Here is a 13,952-nt window from a genome sequence, read left to right on the forward strand (position 1 = left end):
AGCGAATCGATCGCACTGGCAGAACGGGGCTCACAACGAATCGCTAGGCGACCACTTTCTCCGCGAGTCGCGCGGTGATGAGCTCCTCCGCCTCGGCGACCATCCGGCCGATCAGTTCGGCGCAGGACGGAATGTCGTGGATGAGCCCCTGGGCCAGGCCGGCCGACCAGATGCCCGCGTCGAGATCGCCCTCGTCGAAGACGCGTCGTCCGCGCGCACCCGCGACCAGATCGCGGACATCGTCGAAAGTGCCGCCGGCCTTTTCGATTTCGACGACCTTGCGGCTGATCTCGTTATCCGCGACGCGCGCGGTATTGCGCATGGTCCGGAAGATCAGCTGGGTGTCGAGTTCGGAATTGGCGACGATCTGTTCCTTGACCTTCTGGTCGATCGCCGATTCCTGCGTGCACAGGAAGCGGGTGCCCATGTTCACACCGTCGGCACCGAGTGCGAGCGCGGCCACCAGACCGCGGGCATCGGCGATGCCGCCCGAAGCGACCATCGGAATGTCGAGCACCCGTGCGGCGGCGGGGATCAGGATCAGGCCGGGAATGTCGTCCTCACCGGGATGTCCCGCGCATTCGAAACCATCGATGCTGACGCCGTCGACGCCGATCCTCTGCGCCTTCAAGGCATGCCGCACGCTGGTGCACTTGTGCAGCACCTTGATACCGGCCTCGCGGTAGTACGGCAGGAAGGGTTCCGGATTGCTGCCAGCGGTCTCGACGATCTTGATACCGCTGTCGATGATCGCCTGCACGTATTCGGCGTACGGCGGCGGATTGATCGAGGGCAGGATCGTGACGTTCACGCCGAACGGCTTATCGGTCAGCTCCCTGGTGCGCGCGATCTCCTTGCGCAGGTCGTCGGGGGTTGGCTGGGTCAGCGCGGTGATGAAGCCGAGGCCGCCCGCGTTGGCGACGGCCGCGACGAGCCCGGCACGGCCGACATGCATCATGCCGCCCTGCACGATCGGGTGTTCGACGCCGAATGTCTCGGTGAACCTGGTACGCAGCATTGCGCTACTCCTATGCGTTGCGGGGCGTGCCAGTGGCGCCCTTATTCAGTGATGGTGACACGGGGGCGGTCCGCTGTTCAACTTGTAAGTGAGCGGTGATTCGCATCGTATTGCCCTCTGAACATGCGCGCAGATTCGAAGCAACTTCCGAGACGCTCGATGAACATGCAGCTAGAAACATTTTCTGGTCCAAGATTGGTATGGTTAAGCGCTTAACAGCAACCTCTGTAGCGCGCCCTTGCTGGCACAAGAAGTTAGTTGTTATTCTGCTCTCAGTTCAGCCCGTCGACGCCGTCGGATACACCGGCGCACGGTTGGCGGTTCGAGAGGAGTGGCATGACCACCGGTGCACAGGCGCTCGACGAGCCGATCAGGTCGCGGCGCAACCACTGGAATAACCAGATCGCATCACATGCGCAGATGCGCCCGGACGCGGTCGCCGTGCGGTTCCGTGGTGTGGACACCACCTGGCGGCAGTTGCACGAGCGTTCGCTGAAGTTCGCCGACGCGCTCGCCCGACGTGGCATCGGCTTCGGCGACCGGGTGCTGATCCTGGCGCTGAACTATCCCGAATACCTCGAGGCCGTCTTCGGTATCAACGCACTCGGCGCCATCGCGGTCCCGGTGAACTTCCGGCTCACCCCGCCCGAGGTCGCCTATATCGTCAGTGACTCCGGCGCCAAGGCGATCGTCACCGATGCCATGCTGCAGCCGTTGGCCACCGCCGTGCAGGGACAGGCGCCCGAGTTGGCGACCTGCGTCGTGATCGGCGGCCAGACCACCGATTCGGTACTCGGCTATGACGATGTGCTGGCCGAGGGCGGCGAACCGCATACGCCGCTGGACATTCCCGAGGACACCCCCTCGCTGATCATGTACACCTCGGGCACCACCGGCAGCCCGAAGGGCGCGGTGCTTTCCCACGCGAATATGAATGCCCAAGCGGTGACCAGTATTCGGGCCACGGATATCGGTCCCGATTCGGTCGGCTTCTGCACCTCACCGCTGTTCCATATCGCCGGACTCGGCAGTCTCGCACCGTATTTCATGCTCGGCGGCAAAATCGTGCTGCATCCGCTCGGTGCCTTCGATCCCACCGAATTCCTCGATGCCGTCGAGCGTGAGCAGGCCACCACCGCCTTCTGTGTGCCCGCGCAGTGGCAGCTGATCTGCGAGGAGCCGACGGTCGAACAGCGCAAGCTCGCGCTGAAGGTGCTCAGCTGGGGTGCGGCTCCGGCCTCCGATTCCGTGCTGCGGGCCATGGCCGACTGCTTCCCGGACGCGGTCAATGTCGCGGTCTTCGGCCAGACCGAGATGTCGCCCATCACCTGTGTGCTCGACGGTAAGGACGCGATCCGCAAGCTCGGTTCCGTCGGCAAGCCCATTCCGACCATCCAGGCCCGCGTCGTCGACGATGAGATGAACGATGTCGCGCCCGGTGAGATCGGCGAAATCGTCTATCGCGGACCAAATCTCATGCAGGGCTACTGGAACAAGCCGGAGGCGACCGCCGAAGCCTTCGCCGGTGGCTGGTTCCACTCCGGTGACCTGGTCCGCGCGGACGAGGAGGGCTTCCTCTGGGTGGTCGACCGCAAGAAGGACATGATCATTTCCGGCGGCGAGAACATCTACTGCGCCGAGGTGGAGAATGTGCTCTTCGCACATCCGAAGATCCGCGAGGCCGCGGTGGTCGGGCGGGCGCACGAGAAGTGGGGCGAGGTGCCGGTTGCCGTTGTCGCTCTCGCCGATCCGGACGCCGAGCTCACCCTCGACGAGCTGGCACCGTTCCTCAACGAGAACCTGGCGCGCTACAAGCACCCCAAGGATCTGGTGATCGTGGCCGAGCTGCCGCGCAATGCCAGCGGCAAGGTCGTGAAAGTACAGCTGCGCAAGGACTATTCGTCCTGAGCATTCGCTGAATCGAAGACATCGGCGGCGCCGATGCGTCACGATCACCGCATGGCGATCCCACGCATCCGCGCCGCCGTGTTGGCGGTGCACTGGCAGGTGAATGTCATTCGGCCCGAGGGGTTCTTCGGGCCGATGCTGGCCGGTCCGGTCGCGGCGAGCGGGGTGGTGCCGCGGGCGGTGCGCTTCCACGACGCGGTGGCACGATCCGGATTACCGGTTGTCTTCGTGCGGTTCGTCATTCCGGTCGGTGACGGCGGGTTGGTCCGCAATACCGGATTCATGCGCTCGGTGGCCGCGGCGCAAACCGAATTTCGGCCCGAAGCGCCTGGCTCCAGGCTGATTCCGGAGATGGTCGAACAGCCGACCATGGTGTTCGACAATCAGAAGCTCTCCGCGCTCGCGGGCTGTGCCTTGTCCGAATGGTTCGACGAACAGGGCGTCGATACCTTGTTCGTCACCGGTGTCGCGACCAATCTGGCGGTTGAACAAACCGCCAGGAACGGAACGGATCTCAGCTTCACCGTATATCCGATCGCGGACTGCGTCACCGCGGCCGACCCGCAAGCCCACGCTGCCTCGCTGGCGAATCTCGAACTGACCACGGCAGGCTGCCGCACCGCCGAGCAGGCGCTGGAGCTGATCGGCACATCGGTGTGAAGGTTATGCCCTCAGGCCGACCTGCGTGGATCATCGGCCCGCGCGGCTGACCCGTTCGGTGTGCGACACCCTGCTCGTCAGTCCGGGCCCGACCAGAACTTCGAGCCGACGGTAGGTTTCGGCCGCGGGCAGCGGCGGCTCCGCATCCGCGATCGAGCCGAGCAGGCCGACGACGCCCCAGGACAGAAACGTCATCGTCACCGCGAATTCGTCGTCGTCCATCTCCAGGCGACCCGAAAGTTGTTCGGTGAGAATCTCTTCCACCATACGACGCGTCGAGCGCAACAGCACTCCGGTCGCCCTGCGACCCAGCAGCGCTCGGTAGACCTCCGGATTCGCCGATGCCAGCCGGAACAGCGCGTACAGCGGTGCGAGCGGTTCCGAATGTTCCGGTGCATCAGGGTCATTCGCGGCCGATTCGACATCGGCGACGGCCGCGCGCAGGTACTCGGTACTGCTGACCAGTAGCAGATCGTCCTTGTCGCGGAAGTGCGCGTAGAAGGTGGAGCGTCCGACGTCGGCGCGATTCAGAATGTCCTGCAATGTGATCCGGTCATAGCCGCATTCGATCATCAGCTCGATCAACGCACGGTGCAGCAGGCTCTTGGTGCGCCGCACCCGGCGATCGGTGCTGGTCATCGGCATCCCTCCGAACGCGAATACCGCGTTTCCGTACAGATAGTGCGAATCCGTTCGGAATGGCACGATATCCGCACTTTTGCTTCTGGTCGATCCGGTCATCTGGTCCGATTATGAACTCATGACCGGAAACACACAACAGTCCACTAACACACATGGTGACCGGAACTCCGAGATCGGCATTCTCATCACCAAACCGCGCGGCTATCTCGCCGTGAAATCAGCCTTCTTGCTCGGCCGGGTCGGCAGCCTGAACACTCGACTCGTCGAGCTGACCGGTGCGGCTGCGGGCGATCATGTCGTCGATATCGGTTGCGGCCCAGGCCAACTTGTCGGGGCATTCGCCGATCGAGTCGGACCGGCCGGTCGAGTAATCGGTATCGACCCGTCCCGGGCGATGATCGACTACGCGACCGGCCGTGCCGCCGCCAACTGCCGTTTCGAAGTCGGCGCCGCACAGTCGCTGACCCTGCCCGATGCGTCGGTCGATGTGGTCACCTCGACCTTCGTCATGCATCACATTCCGGAGGCGCAGCGCACAGCGGCGCTCGGACAAATGTTCCGGGTGCTCCGCCCCGGTGGGAGATTGCTGCTCGCCGATACCCACCCAACCGGAAGGGTGCTACCCGCGGCGGTTCGCATCATGTCCCGGTTCGCCGCGCGCCGCACCGACGACCCGCACGCGCCAGGTCACCACCCGGACCCATTGGCGGCCATCGATATTCGCCGCTATCGAGAAGCGTTGCGGGCAGCCGGATTCGGGACGGTGGACTTCACCACGATCCCACCGACCACCGGCGTACTGCTGGCGACCAAGGACGTGTGACTCAGATCATGTCCTTCGATGTCATCCAGCGCATGGTGAACCAGCCGCAGAACACCGGCAGCCAGCAGGTGAGCACGCGGTAGAGCAGTACCGACGGCACGGCGATGGTCGCGGGCAGGCCGAAGGCGGCGAGACCACCGATCAGCGCGGCCTCGACCGCCCCGACGCCACCGGGTGTCGGCGCGGCCGAGGCCAGCGTGCCGCCGATCATGGTGACGATGGTGACGGTGATGAATGACGCGCCACCGCCGAACGCCTCGACGCTGGCCCACAGCGCAAGCGCCTGGCCGATCGTGATGGCGCCACAGCCGAGCACGATCACCAGGAAGCGCTTCGGATCCCGGGCCAGTTCGCCGAGTTCGCCGAGCACCTCCTGCAACTGCGGGCGCACCGAATTGTTCAGCCAGCGACGCAGTTTCGGCACGAACATAAAGGTGCCGATAATGCCGACACCCACGCCGGCGGCCAGATAGAGCACGGTGGCGTCGGGTACGAAATGCGAAAGATTCGCCGAGGTGCCCGCCGCCACGCTGAACAGGATCAACAGGCTGATATGGGTGATCACCTGCACGGCCTGCTGCAATGCGACGGCGGCGGTGGCGCGCACCGCGCCGAGGCCGCCCTTCTGCAGGAAGCGCACGCTCAAGGCCAGTCCGCCGACCCGTGCCGGGGTGGTCGTGGCGGCGAAGGTATTGGCGATCTGCATGATCACCAGATTGCGGAAGCTGACCAGGCGCGTGGCGCAGGCCCAGAGTGCCGCCGCCGCACCGACATACGTCAGCCCCGAGACCGCCAGCCCGAGCAGCGCCCACCACCAGTTGGCGGTCCGCAGCTGTGAGAAGAAGGTCGGCACCGCGCTGATGAACGGATAGGCGACATAGACCAACCCGATCAGCAGCACCAGCTGGATGATCTGATTGCGGCTGAACCGGGTGATCTGCTCGGCCTCGATCTTGTCCTGCCCGGTCTGCTTGCGCACCTCGTCGCGGGCCGCGGCGACCACCTCGCCCCATTCCGGAATCGACTTCTTGATGCCGGCGGGCATGGCGGACTTGGTGAGTCGGCTCGCCGCGGTCAGTACCGTCTGCTCGCCGAGCGTTTCGATGGCGGTGCGCACCGCGGCTTCCTTGCCGAAGACCGCGGTGGTCGCGACCAGCAACTGCGCGACATCGGACTGTCGCTGCTTATCGGACGCGCCGAATTCCGCGTTGACGAATCCGCTGAACAGCGTGGCGCCGTTCTCGATTCGGATCTCGGCGGGCCGCAGATCGCCGTGCGAGATCTGGCCGCAGTGCAGTGCGGCGAGCGATTTCCATACGCCGGCAAGGTCGTCATCGGAGGTTTCGTCGAGCGGCTTACCCCGAGGCATGGTGTGCGCGTACAGCATCCAGCCGCGTTCCAGCGCCGCGACGGCGACCTGCTGCACGGCGGCCAGCCCCATTTCGCCGACGGCGATGGCCACCAGCGCTCGGTGCTCGACGGCGCGGTGCATGGAGCCGTGCAGTGCCGCGGTTTCGCTGCTGCGGAAGGTGAGCCAGCGCCACAGCTGGCGCAGCGCACCGAAGCTGCGCTGATTCTTGCCGAACAGCTCGATGGTCAACTCGCGCTCCGGACCGTCGATGGCCGCGGCGAGCACCAGCGGACCGCGTCCGGCCGGATGCACCACGGTGAACGCGGTGACGGTATGTCCGCGCCTGGCCAGCACCCGCACCGCCGCATCCAGCGGCACCTCCAGCGCCGGTGTGCCGACAACCAGCACGATCACCGCGCCGACCAACCAGCCGACCGCGAGCCCGAACATGGCCCGCGCGGGCACCACCGTGCTGACCACCAGGTGGATCGGTGCGAAGGCCAGCAACAGCAACCACAGCCAGCGCCGCGGCCGGGTCGGCAGCCACGGACTGGATACGGTCAGCACCGCAGCCAGCATGGCGATCCAGCGCGGATCGTCCAGGAACTGCGACAGGAAGGTATCGAGCCGATCCGGTACCTGCAGATGCCATTGTGGCGCGGACAATCCCGTGCCGGTGATCGATAGCAACAGGCCCGCGACCAATCCCGCGGCCGCGTAGCCCGCGAGCAGCTTCCACTGCCTGCTGATGATCAATTCGATGAGTATCGCGAACGGCAGGGCCAGAATCGCCGTGCCGTAGACCAGGTACACCAGATTGGACTGGTCCGGATTGAGGAAGCCGACGATATTCGAGACCGAACGTTCCAGCGCCAGCCACTCCGGCCGGGTGATCAGCGAGGCGGCGACGACCACGCCGACCCATAGTGCCGCGAGGACGACACGGATGATGTCACTGGTCCGCCGGATCAGCGGTTGCAGCAGGCTCCCCGTGACCGGGATATCCCGCCCATCAACTCGCATCTCGTGGCCCTCCGCTCCTCCGCCTCCCCGGGCCTTTTGCCGGTCGTAGGTGGGTCCTAACGTACCGTCGCGGGCCGGAGGTTCCCGGAGTGGCTGAGCTCTGGGCGTCCCCGGCGAGTTACCCGTGTTCGTACTAGATCAACTGTTGCGTTGGCAGCACGATACACAGCAGTCGGTTCCCGCCGACCTACCGGTCAGTAGGCGGTCTTGCCGAATCTGTCCCGGCCGATGAGGATCAGGACGAATCAGCTGACGGAAGGCAGGACATGGCAGCACAGGATCTAACCGGGAAGACGGTGGTGGTAACCGGCGCCAGCTCCGGCATCGGCGCCGAGGCGGCGGCGAAGCTGGTGGCGCGCGGCGCGAGCGTCGCGGTGGTCGGGCGCTCGCCGGAGCGCACCGCCGAGGTAGCGACGCGGGTCGGCGCGGAGCCGTTCATCGCCGATTTCGCCCGCTTCGACGAGGTGCGCAAACTCGCCGATCAGCTCCTCGATCGCTATCCGCGCATCGATGTGCTCGCCAATAACGCCGGTGGCGCGTGGGCGAAACGCACCGTCACCGATGACGGTAATGAGCTGACCTTCCAGGTCAATCACCTGTCGCCGTTCCTGCTGACCGCCCTGCTGCTGGATCGGCTGGTGCAGTCGCAGGCCAGGGTGGTCAATACCGCGAGCATGACCTACCGGATGGCGAAGCTGGACCTCGACACCGTCAACGCTTCGACCGGCTCGTTCAACCAGCTGGGCGCCTACGGCACCTCCAAGCTCGCCAACATCATCTTCACCAGGGAACTGGCCCGCCGCACCGAGGGCACCGGGCTGGTCACCGCCGCATTCCATCCGGGCGCGGTCGCCACCCACGTCTACGACAATGCTCCGCTCGGGCTCGGCGCGTTCATCCGCTCGCCGCTATCGCGGCCCTTCTTCATCAGGGCAGACAAAGGCGCGGATCCGTTGGTGCACTTGGCGGCAACGTCGGACGAGATCAACGGCAAGTACTTCCACCGGTTCGAGGTGGAGGAGCCGCGGAACAAGCAGGCGGTGGATGCCGAACTCGCGCAACGGCTCTGGAGGATGTCCGAAGCGGTCACCGGAACGGCGTAGGTCAATGGGCGTCAGCACCCAGTGCGTGACGCCCACCCTCGGCCGCCACTCCGACGGTGAACACTTCGCCGCTCATCGCGCCTCGATCGAGTTCGACAATGGCCCGCACCACCTGTTCGGTGGACACTGTCGCGGGAAAACCATTGGGCGCGATGGCATTAGCCCGCACCCCGAACTCCTCGAATTCGGCCGCGATATGCCTGGTCAGGTGGTTGAGCGCCGCCTTGGACGACGCGTAGAGCGCCTGTCCGCCGGGGTATACCCGCGAGCCCGAAATGCTGGAGACATTCACGATATTGCGATTGCGGGCCCGGTTCTCGTCCCCGGCGTGCACCCAGCTCCGCTGCGCCAGGCGCGCCGACAATCGCAGCGGCACACCGACATTGACCGCGAAATGCGGATCGAATTCGTCGAGCGCGGTATCGCCGTCGACGATGCCGCGCGGCTGGAATCGGCTGTGCGCGGCATTGTTGACCAGCAGATCGATCTGCCCGAAGCGGGCAAGTGCGATATCGACGACGCGCTCGACTTCACCCGCTTCGGCCAGGTCGGCCTTGATCACGAAGATCCGCGAATCGTTCTCCGGCACCGGCATTTCCGGTTCGAAAGGATCGACGAACCATTCGAGCTGTGACGGTGCGGCCGGGGTGCGATTGCGGCAGACCGCGATGATGTCGTAGTCGGTGTACAGACCCCGGCAGAAGGTGTCGCCGAGGACACCTCCGGCTCCGGTGAGCAGACATACCCGGCGTTCAGTGCCACTGCGCAATGCTGTCTCCTCCCCAGCGCCGCACCACATCTTCCTTCGGCCGGTGCAGCCACATCACCAGGCTGTTGCGCGCGGCGGCTGTATTGCCGACGAACGTATGCCATGAGCGCGGTGTGCACTCGAACAGCAGCAGCGAATTGTCCAGTGGCGGAACCGTCAGTGCGGGAACCGGATTCGCGCCGATATGCGCATACAGGGCAGTCTCGCCGCCATCGCCCGGCCGCCAGTCCGGATTGCCGAAATAGAACAGCACCGCGACGGCGCGCACCGTCTCCCGCGCGAAGACCTCGGGCGTCCGCGGGCCGGACTTCAGATCAACCTCCGGATCCACGGTCCTGACCTCGCCCGGTCCGGGCACCGAACCCTTGAACCAGGCCGGATTCAGATCATTGTGCGGTGACCCCGACGGACTACCCGGCGGATGATGGTGCACCGACCCCTCGACATCACCGGTCGTCGCCACCCCCGCGACCCGTGCGATCAGGTCATGCCATTCCCGCGAGAGGAACAGCGCCAACGGACCGTCCCGCAGCCCCGCCAGCGAGGCCCCGACCGCACCGTAATCCGCCGCCACCGCTCCGAAGGCCTCCGGCCGCTCCCGGCGCACTCGCGTCAGCTCATCGGCCAGGCGCCCGTAGAACTCTGGCACGAACACATCTCTGGCATAGATATGCGGAAACGGTTCGACCCGGCGAATCCAGCGCCGATGCGCGAACAAATCCGTGAACCACGGCGGCGCCGCGGTCACCGCGGATTCGGCTACCCCTGTCAACTTCAATCCCTCCCGAATGACCACAGCGATCCTAACGGGCACGACCGGAATCCGTGCCCGCCGGTAGCCGGGCCCTGATCCACTGCGAGCAGTTGCGAAGATCGCCGGGTGTGGAACGACCTACGTGTGTGCTTCATCGGTGATTCCTTTGTCGCGGGTGTCGGTGACCCGCAGTGTCTCGGCTGGGTCGGCCGCCTGGCCGCCCAGATGTACGCGAACGGCCAGCCGCTCACCGCATACAACCTGGGTGTGCGGATGCAGACCTCGACCGAGATCCTCGGCCGCTGGCAGACCGAATGCGCGCCACGATTTCCGGACGGCTCCGATGCTCGTTTGGTCGTCTCGTTCGGCGTCAACGACACCACGTTCATCGATGGACGGCCCCGAGTCGCGCCCGAGCAGTCGGCGGCCAATCTGTCCGAACTGCTCACACAGGCCGCCGAGATTCCGGTCCTGGTCGTCGCGCCGCCGCCCATCGATGACGCCGAGCAGAATGCCAGGACCGCCGCGCTCGACGAACACTTCGCCGAAATCTGCGCTGCCGCAGCGGTCCACTATGTGCGTGTCCATCAACCGCTGCGCGACAACGCGGTATGGATGCGCGAGGTGCGCGCGGGTGACGGCGCACATCCCGGCGCGGCTGGTTACGACGAATTGGCCGCGCTCATCCACCCGTACTGGCGAGAGTGGTTGGCGCGCTGATCAATCCGGGCGAATGGCCGACAGTCGAGTGGCGATGAGCTGATCGAGCGGCGCGATGATCGGCATCCACCCACCGCCGAGAAGTCGAAATCGTCGGAGGTGCACAGGTGCGCCGCGAACTCAGGGAGCGCCGGAAGTTCATCGACGCCGGCCGCGAGCTACGGCCACACTGTCTGAGACATGATGTCTCGGGTAGTCCCGTCTGCGGTGTCCGAGCAGGCCAGCGCAGTTGTGCTCAGCCGACAGACATCCGGCGCGCATCCGCTTCGGCACGCTTGTGCCGAGCCACCGCCAGATCGACCGGCACCGCGCCGTCCTCGACGGGCCGAGTCACCAACTCGTGCAGCGTCGGATGCCAGCGTCCGACCTCGTCGCGGAACGAACCCTCGGTCTCCAACTGACCGATCGCACCGATCAGCGTCAGCATCGATCGCGCGAACGGTGTGAAGCGCGCGGGCATGGTGCCCTGACGCAGGGCATTCGACAGCCGCGGATTCGTCACTCGCAGTACCTGTTTGCGCAGCCAGCGCATGGTGAACCGGTAATTCGCGTGCCGGAAGGGTTCGACGCACGGCGCGACCACATGGAACAGATCCTCGGCATCGAGTACCCGGCCCGGTTCGCAGAAGCCGTGCCGGCGTGCCGCCGCCTCCAATTCCGCAGGGCCGCCGTTGAACAGCGCATCGCAGTAGTCGAAGGCGAATTCCTCGAAACCCTCGGTCGGCCACGGTGTGCAGGCCCCGAAGTCGACAACGCCGAGTCGCCCATCCGGCAGCACCCGGAAATTGCCCGGATGCGGATCGCCGTAGAGCAGACCGCTACGGATCCAACTGGAGGCCATGAAGCGAACCAACTGCATGCCGACCCGATCCCGTTCGGCGCGCGTACCGGCGGCGATGACACGCGGCAGCGGCGTACCGTCCAGCCATTCGGTGACGAGCACATCGCCGCGCTGTTCGATCACCCGCGGAATGTAGAAATCCGGATCGTCGGCATAGGCCGCCGCGAAGATCCGCTGAGATTCCGCCTCGGCCGCGTAGTCGAGTTCGTCGAGCACACAGGCGCAAATCGCCTCCGTTACGCCCTTGACGTCCGCGCCCGGCACGAAAACCGTTGCCAGCATGGAGATCCGGCGCAGCTGATCCAGCTCGTTCGCGACCGCCTGTTTACCGCCGGGATACATCACCTTCACCGCGACGGGCGTACCGTCGCGCCATACCGCGCGATGCACTTGGCCGAGCGAGGCCGCGGCCGCGCGCCGATCGTCGAATTCCCGGAAATGCCAACGCCAGTTCTCCCCCATGCTGGCGGCCATCGCCGCGTGCACCGAGCGCGGGAGCATCGCGGGCGCGGAATCCTGTAGCCGACTCAGCGCGATCTTGTACGGCTCGGCGAGATCCGGCGGAAGTGCGAGTTCGTAAATGGCAAGCAGCTGACCGAGTTTGACGGCACAGCCCTTCAGCTCGCCGAGTACCTCGAAGATGTGCTGTGCGGTGCGCATCTGGATTTCGCGATTGACCTCACCGGCCGGTCGGCCCAGCGCGCGCTTACCCACGCCCGCGGCCTGACGGCCCGCGAAGGCGACCGGCAGCGCCGCTAATTTCGCATTGCGAACCGCCGTGCGAACTGGAGGTTTACCGTTCGACCTCATCGCGAAAATGCGTGCACGTCTAGGTGTCGAACTCTCGGCTGATCGACCCTCGCCACGCGGAATTGTCATGACTCACCTCACACTGCACGCGGACCAGTGTTACACAGGTGCAGTCTCGCACAGGAGGGCATAGACTGTCTGGGACGTATTCGGAACCGAGTCGAAAGGTGGCATCTCGATGGGATCCCAAACGGTAGTCGCCGACGTTGCCGATGAGCTGGCACGCCGGGTTGCCGCAGGGGAATATCAGCCGGGGGATTTGATGCCGTCGGTCCGTCAGGTCGCGGAGGAGTTCGATATGAACCGCGCGACCGCGCAGTTGACCCTGGGTCGGCTGGAATCGTACGGATTCGTCGAGGCGCGTCGCGGCAAGGGGTTCACGATCCGCGATGTCCGTGAGGCGGGCGGCATCGATGTGTATCGGCACCTGTTCCGGTTCTCGGTTCCGATGCCGGATGTGGCCATCGAGATGTTCCACGACATCGTCGAGGTGGAGCGCGGCATCGTCATGGAGGCGCTGCTCGCCTACACCAGCAGCGAGCAGGAGATCGACCCGGCCGAACTCAAGGCCGAAATCGATGAACTGGAATCGCTTGCCCGACAGGATGTTCCCGACTTCCGGCAGATCCTCGCCATCGAGATCGGGCTGGTCCGCCGACTGCTCACCGCACTCGGGCTGAGCATGCAGCGCGCGATCATGAACTCCATCGGCGAGATGGTGCTCGAGGTCCCCGAGGCCATCGAGGCCTTCTTCGCGGGCGCGGCGGATCTGCATGTTCTGGTATGGCGTGCGCTGGTCGCGGTGTGGGATTCCGGTTCCGGCCCGTCCGATGCGCAGCTCGCGCTGTTCGAGGATCTGTTCGGGCTGTATCACGACAAGGTGATCGCCCGGTTCGAGGAATTGCTCGATGCCGGGGCCGAGGGCCATGAGGATGCGGAGCACGCGGCGACCGCCTGATCGCTCCTCGATTCTTCCGAATTCACTGTCTGGGCCATCAATGACTCCGTGCTGCTCAACATTGCCCGAGAGGTGCGGTGTTGCGGTCGTCGGACAAGATCGCGCCGATTGACCAGCTGACTGGGACACTTTGTGGGTAGACGGCATGCGCCCAATGACCAGCGCGGCTCCGCAGACAGGGGAACACCATGGCCGGTAGCAGGCGCAAGGAATTGGCGCGCTCGGCGAAGCTCGCCGGTCTGCCGATGGGCATCATGGCGCGCCGGGCTACCGCGACCGGGCGGGCCATCGTGACCGGCGTGCCGCGGGATGAACTCGACGACGCGGTGATCGACCGGGCCGCCGACGAGGTGTTCGCAGTACTCGGCGAATTCGAGGGCGGCACCATGCAGCTCGGGCGAGCGCTGAGCGTCGCCGAAGGGGCTCCCAGAGCTGGCCATGCACGGCCGGGTAGTTCGGTGGCATCGTCGGGGTCTGCGCGCAGCTCGATGCGGAAGGGTCGTTCGTCGAGTGGGTCGAGGGATGGCTGCCCGGCTTCGCGCGCGATGACGAAGCGGCCTAGATGAACCAGG

The 13,952-nt window shown here is 65.4% G+C and carries 13 protein-coding genes; 7 read left to right on the forward strand and 6 right to left on the reverse strand.

Annotated features, from left to right (window positions below; genetic code table 11):
* Positions 1-43 precede the first annotated feature (43 nt).
* Complete coding sequence (locus tag OIE68_RS33070; RefSeq protein ID WP_327094893.1) at positions 44-1,018, reverse strand: nitronate monooxygenase; 975 nt, start codon at positions 1,016-1,018, stop codon at positions 44-46.
* A 336-nt stretch (positions 1,019-1,354) separates the two neighbouring features.
* Between OIE68_RS33070 and fadD5 the strand changes: the two genes are divergently transcribed.
* Together fadD5 and OIE68_RS33080 are read left to right on the forward strand one after the other, a co-directional pair.
* The gene (gene fadD5, locus OIE68_RS33075; RefSeq protein WP_327094894.1) at positions 1,355-2,926 is read left to right on the forward strand and encodes a fatty-acid--CoA ligase FadD5; all 1,572 of its coding nucleotides are present in this window, start codon (positions 1,355-1,357) and stop codon (positions 2,924-2,926) included.
* Between the two features lie 51 nt (positions 2,927-2,977).
* Positions 2,978-3,586, forward strand: a complete 609-nt coding sequence (locus tag OIE68_RS33080) for a cysteine hydrolase (protein ID WP_327094895.1) — start codon at positions 2,978-2,980, stop codon at positions 3,584-3,586.
* 30 nt (positions 3,587-3,616) lie between these two features.
* Here the strand turns inward: OIE68_RS33080 and OIE68_RS33085 are convergent, their stop codons facing one another.
* Positions 3,617-4,225: a TetR/AcrR family transcriptional regulator gene (locus tag OIE68_RS33085; RefSeq protein WP_327094896.1), complete on the reverse strand. Its 609-nt coding sequence runs from the start codon at positions 4,223-4,225 to the stop codon at positions 3,617-3,619.
* A 121-nt stretch (positions 4,226-4,346) separates the two neighbouring features.
* On the opposite strand from OIE68_RS33085, the gene OIE68_RS33090 reads away from it, so the two are divergent.
* Positions 4,347-5,051, forward strand: coding sequence for a methyltransferase domain-containing protein (locus tag OIE68_RS33090; protein WP_327094897.1), 705 nt, complete (start codon positions 4,347-4,349; stop codon positions 5,049-5,051).
* Between the two features lies 1 nt (position 5,052).
* Here the strand turns inward: OIE68_RS33090 and OIE68_RS33095 are convergent, their stop codons facing one another.
* A complete protein-coding gene (locus OIE68_RS33095) occupies positions 5,053-7,425 on the reverse strand; it encodes a lysylphosphatidylglycerol synthase transmembrane domain-containing protein (RefSeq protein WP_327094898.1) in 2,373 nt (790 codons plus the stop codon).
* Between the two features lie 266 nt (positions 7,426-7,691).
* Here OIE68_RS33095 and OIE68_RS33100 point away from each other — a divergent pair, with 266 nt between their 5' ends.
* The gene (locus tag OIE68_RS33100) at positions 7,692-8,528 is read left to right on the forward strand and encodes an SDR family NAD(P)-dependent oxidoreductase (protein ID WP_327094899.1); all 837 of its coding nucleotides are present in this window, start codon (positions 7,692-7,694) and stop codon (positions 8,526-8,528) included.
* 1 nt (position 8,529) lies between these two features.
* Here OIE68_RS33100 and OIE68_RS33105 read toward each other — a convergent pair whose 3' ends face one another.
* Both OIE68_RS33105 and OIE68_RS33110 read right to left on the reverse strand, forming a co-directional pair.
* A complete protein-coding gene (locus tag OIE68_RS33105; RefSeq protein WP_327094900.1) occupies positions 8,530-9,297 on the reverse strand; it encodes an SDR family oxidoreductase in 768 nt (255 codons plus the stop codon).
* Positions 9,281-10,069: a 2OG-Fe(II) oxygenase gene (locus OIE68_RS33110; protein WP_327094901.1), complete on the reverse strand. Its 789-nt coding sequence runs from the start codon at positions 10,067-10,069 to the stop codon at positions 9,281-9,283. The genes OIE68_RS33105 and OIE68_RS33110 overlap by 17 nt, the downstream gene beginning before the upstream one ends.
* A gap of 108 nt (positions 10,070-10,177) precedes the next feature.
* Between OIE68_RS33110 and OIE68_RS33115 the strand changes: the two genes are divergently transcribed.
* Positions 10,178-10,771 carry a GDSL-type esterase/lipase family protein gene (locus OIE68_RS33115; RefSeq protein ID WP_327094902.1) on the forward strand — a complete coding sequence of 198 codons (594 nt, stop codon included), beginning with the start codon at positions 10,178-10,180 and terminating at the stop codon, positions 10,769-10,771.
* Between the two features lie 235 nt (positions 10,772-11,006).
* Here OIE68_RS33115 and OIE68_RS33120 read toward each other — a convergent pair whose 3' ends face one another.
* Positions 11,007-12,422, reverse strand: a complete 1,416-nt coding sequence (locus OIE68_RS33120; protein WP_327094903.1) for an AarF/ABC1/UbiB kinase family protein — start codon at positions 12,420-12,422, stop codon at positions 11,007-11,009.
* 178 nt (positions 12,423-12,600) lie between these two features.
* Between OIE68_RS33120 and OIE68_RS33125 the strand changes: the two genes are divergently transcribed.
* Both OIE68_RS33125 and OIE68_RS33130 read left to right on the forward strand, forming a co-directional pair.
* Entirely contained in the window at positions 12,601-13,380 is a 780-nt protein-coding gene (locus tag OIE68_RS33125) for a GntR family transcriptional regulator (protein WP_327094904.1), read from the forward strand.
* A 188-nt stretch (positions 13,381-13,568) separates the two neighbouring features.
* Positions 13,569-13,946 carry a hypothetical protein gene (locus tag OIE68_RS33130; protein WP_327094905.1) on the forward strand — a complete coding sequence of 126 codons (378 nt, stop codon included), beginning with the start codon at positions 13,569-13,571 and terminating at the stop codon, positions 13,944-13,946.
* Positions 13,947-13,952 lie beyond the last annotated feature (6 nt).

Origin of the sequence: Nocardia vinacea, assembly GCF_035920345.1 — a bacterium.
Lineage (GTDB): Bacteria > Actinomycetota > Actinomycetes > Mycobacteriales > Mycobacteriaceae > Nocardia > Nocardia vinacea_A.

What these genes read in the sequence shown, in the direction of transcription:
- OIE68_RS33070 (WP_327094893.1), bottom strand. Translation starts at nt 1,018, where the DNA reads ATGCTGCGTACCAGGTTCACCGAGACATTCGGCGTCGAACACCCGATC.
- fadD5 (WP_327094894.1), top strand. Translation starts at nt 1,355, where the DNA reads ATGACCACCGGTGCACAGGCGCTCGACGAGCCGATCAGGTCGCGGCGC.
- OIE68_RS33080 (WP_327094895.1), top strand. Translation starts at nt 2,978, where the DNA reads ATGGCGATCCCACGCATCCGCGCCGCCGTGTTGGCGGTGCACTGGCAG.
- OIE68_RS33085 (WP_327094896.1), bottom strand. Translation starts at nt 4,225, where the DNA reads ATGACCAGCACCGATCGCCGGGTGCGGCGCACCAAGAGCCTGCTGCAC.
- OIE68_RS33090 (WP_327094897.1), top strand. Translation starts at nt 4,347, where the DNA reads ATGACCGGAAACACACAACAGTCCACTAACACACATGGTGACCGGAAC.
- OIE68_RS33095 (WP_327094898.1), bottom strand. Translation starts at nt 7,425, where the DNA reads ATGCGAGTTGATGGGCGGGATATCCCGGTCACGGGGAGCCTGCTGCAA.
- OIE68_RS33100 (WP_327094899.1), top strand. Translation starts at nt 7,692, where the DNA reads ATGGCAGCACAGGATCTAACCGGGAAGACGGTGGTGGTAACCGGCGCC.
- OIE68_RS33120 (WP_327094903.1), bottom strand. Translation starts at nt 12,422, where the DNA reads ATGAGGTCGAACGGTAAACCTCCAGTTCGCACGGCGGTTCGCAATGCG.
- OIE68_RS33125 (WP_327094904.1), top strand. Translation starts at nt 12,601, where the DNA reads ATGGGATCCCAAACGGTAGTCGCCGACGTTGCCGATGAGCTGGCACGC.
- OIE68_RS33130 (WP_327094905.1), top strand. Translation starts at nt 13,569, where the DNA reads ATGGCCGGTAGCAGGCGCAAGGAATTGGCGCGCTCGGCGAAGCTCGCC.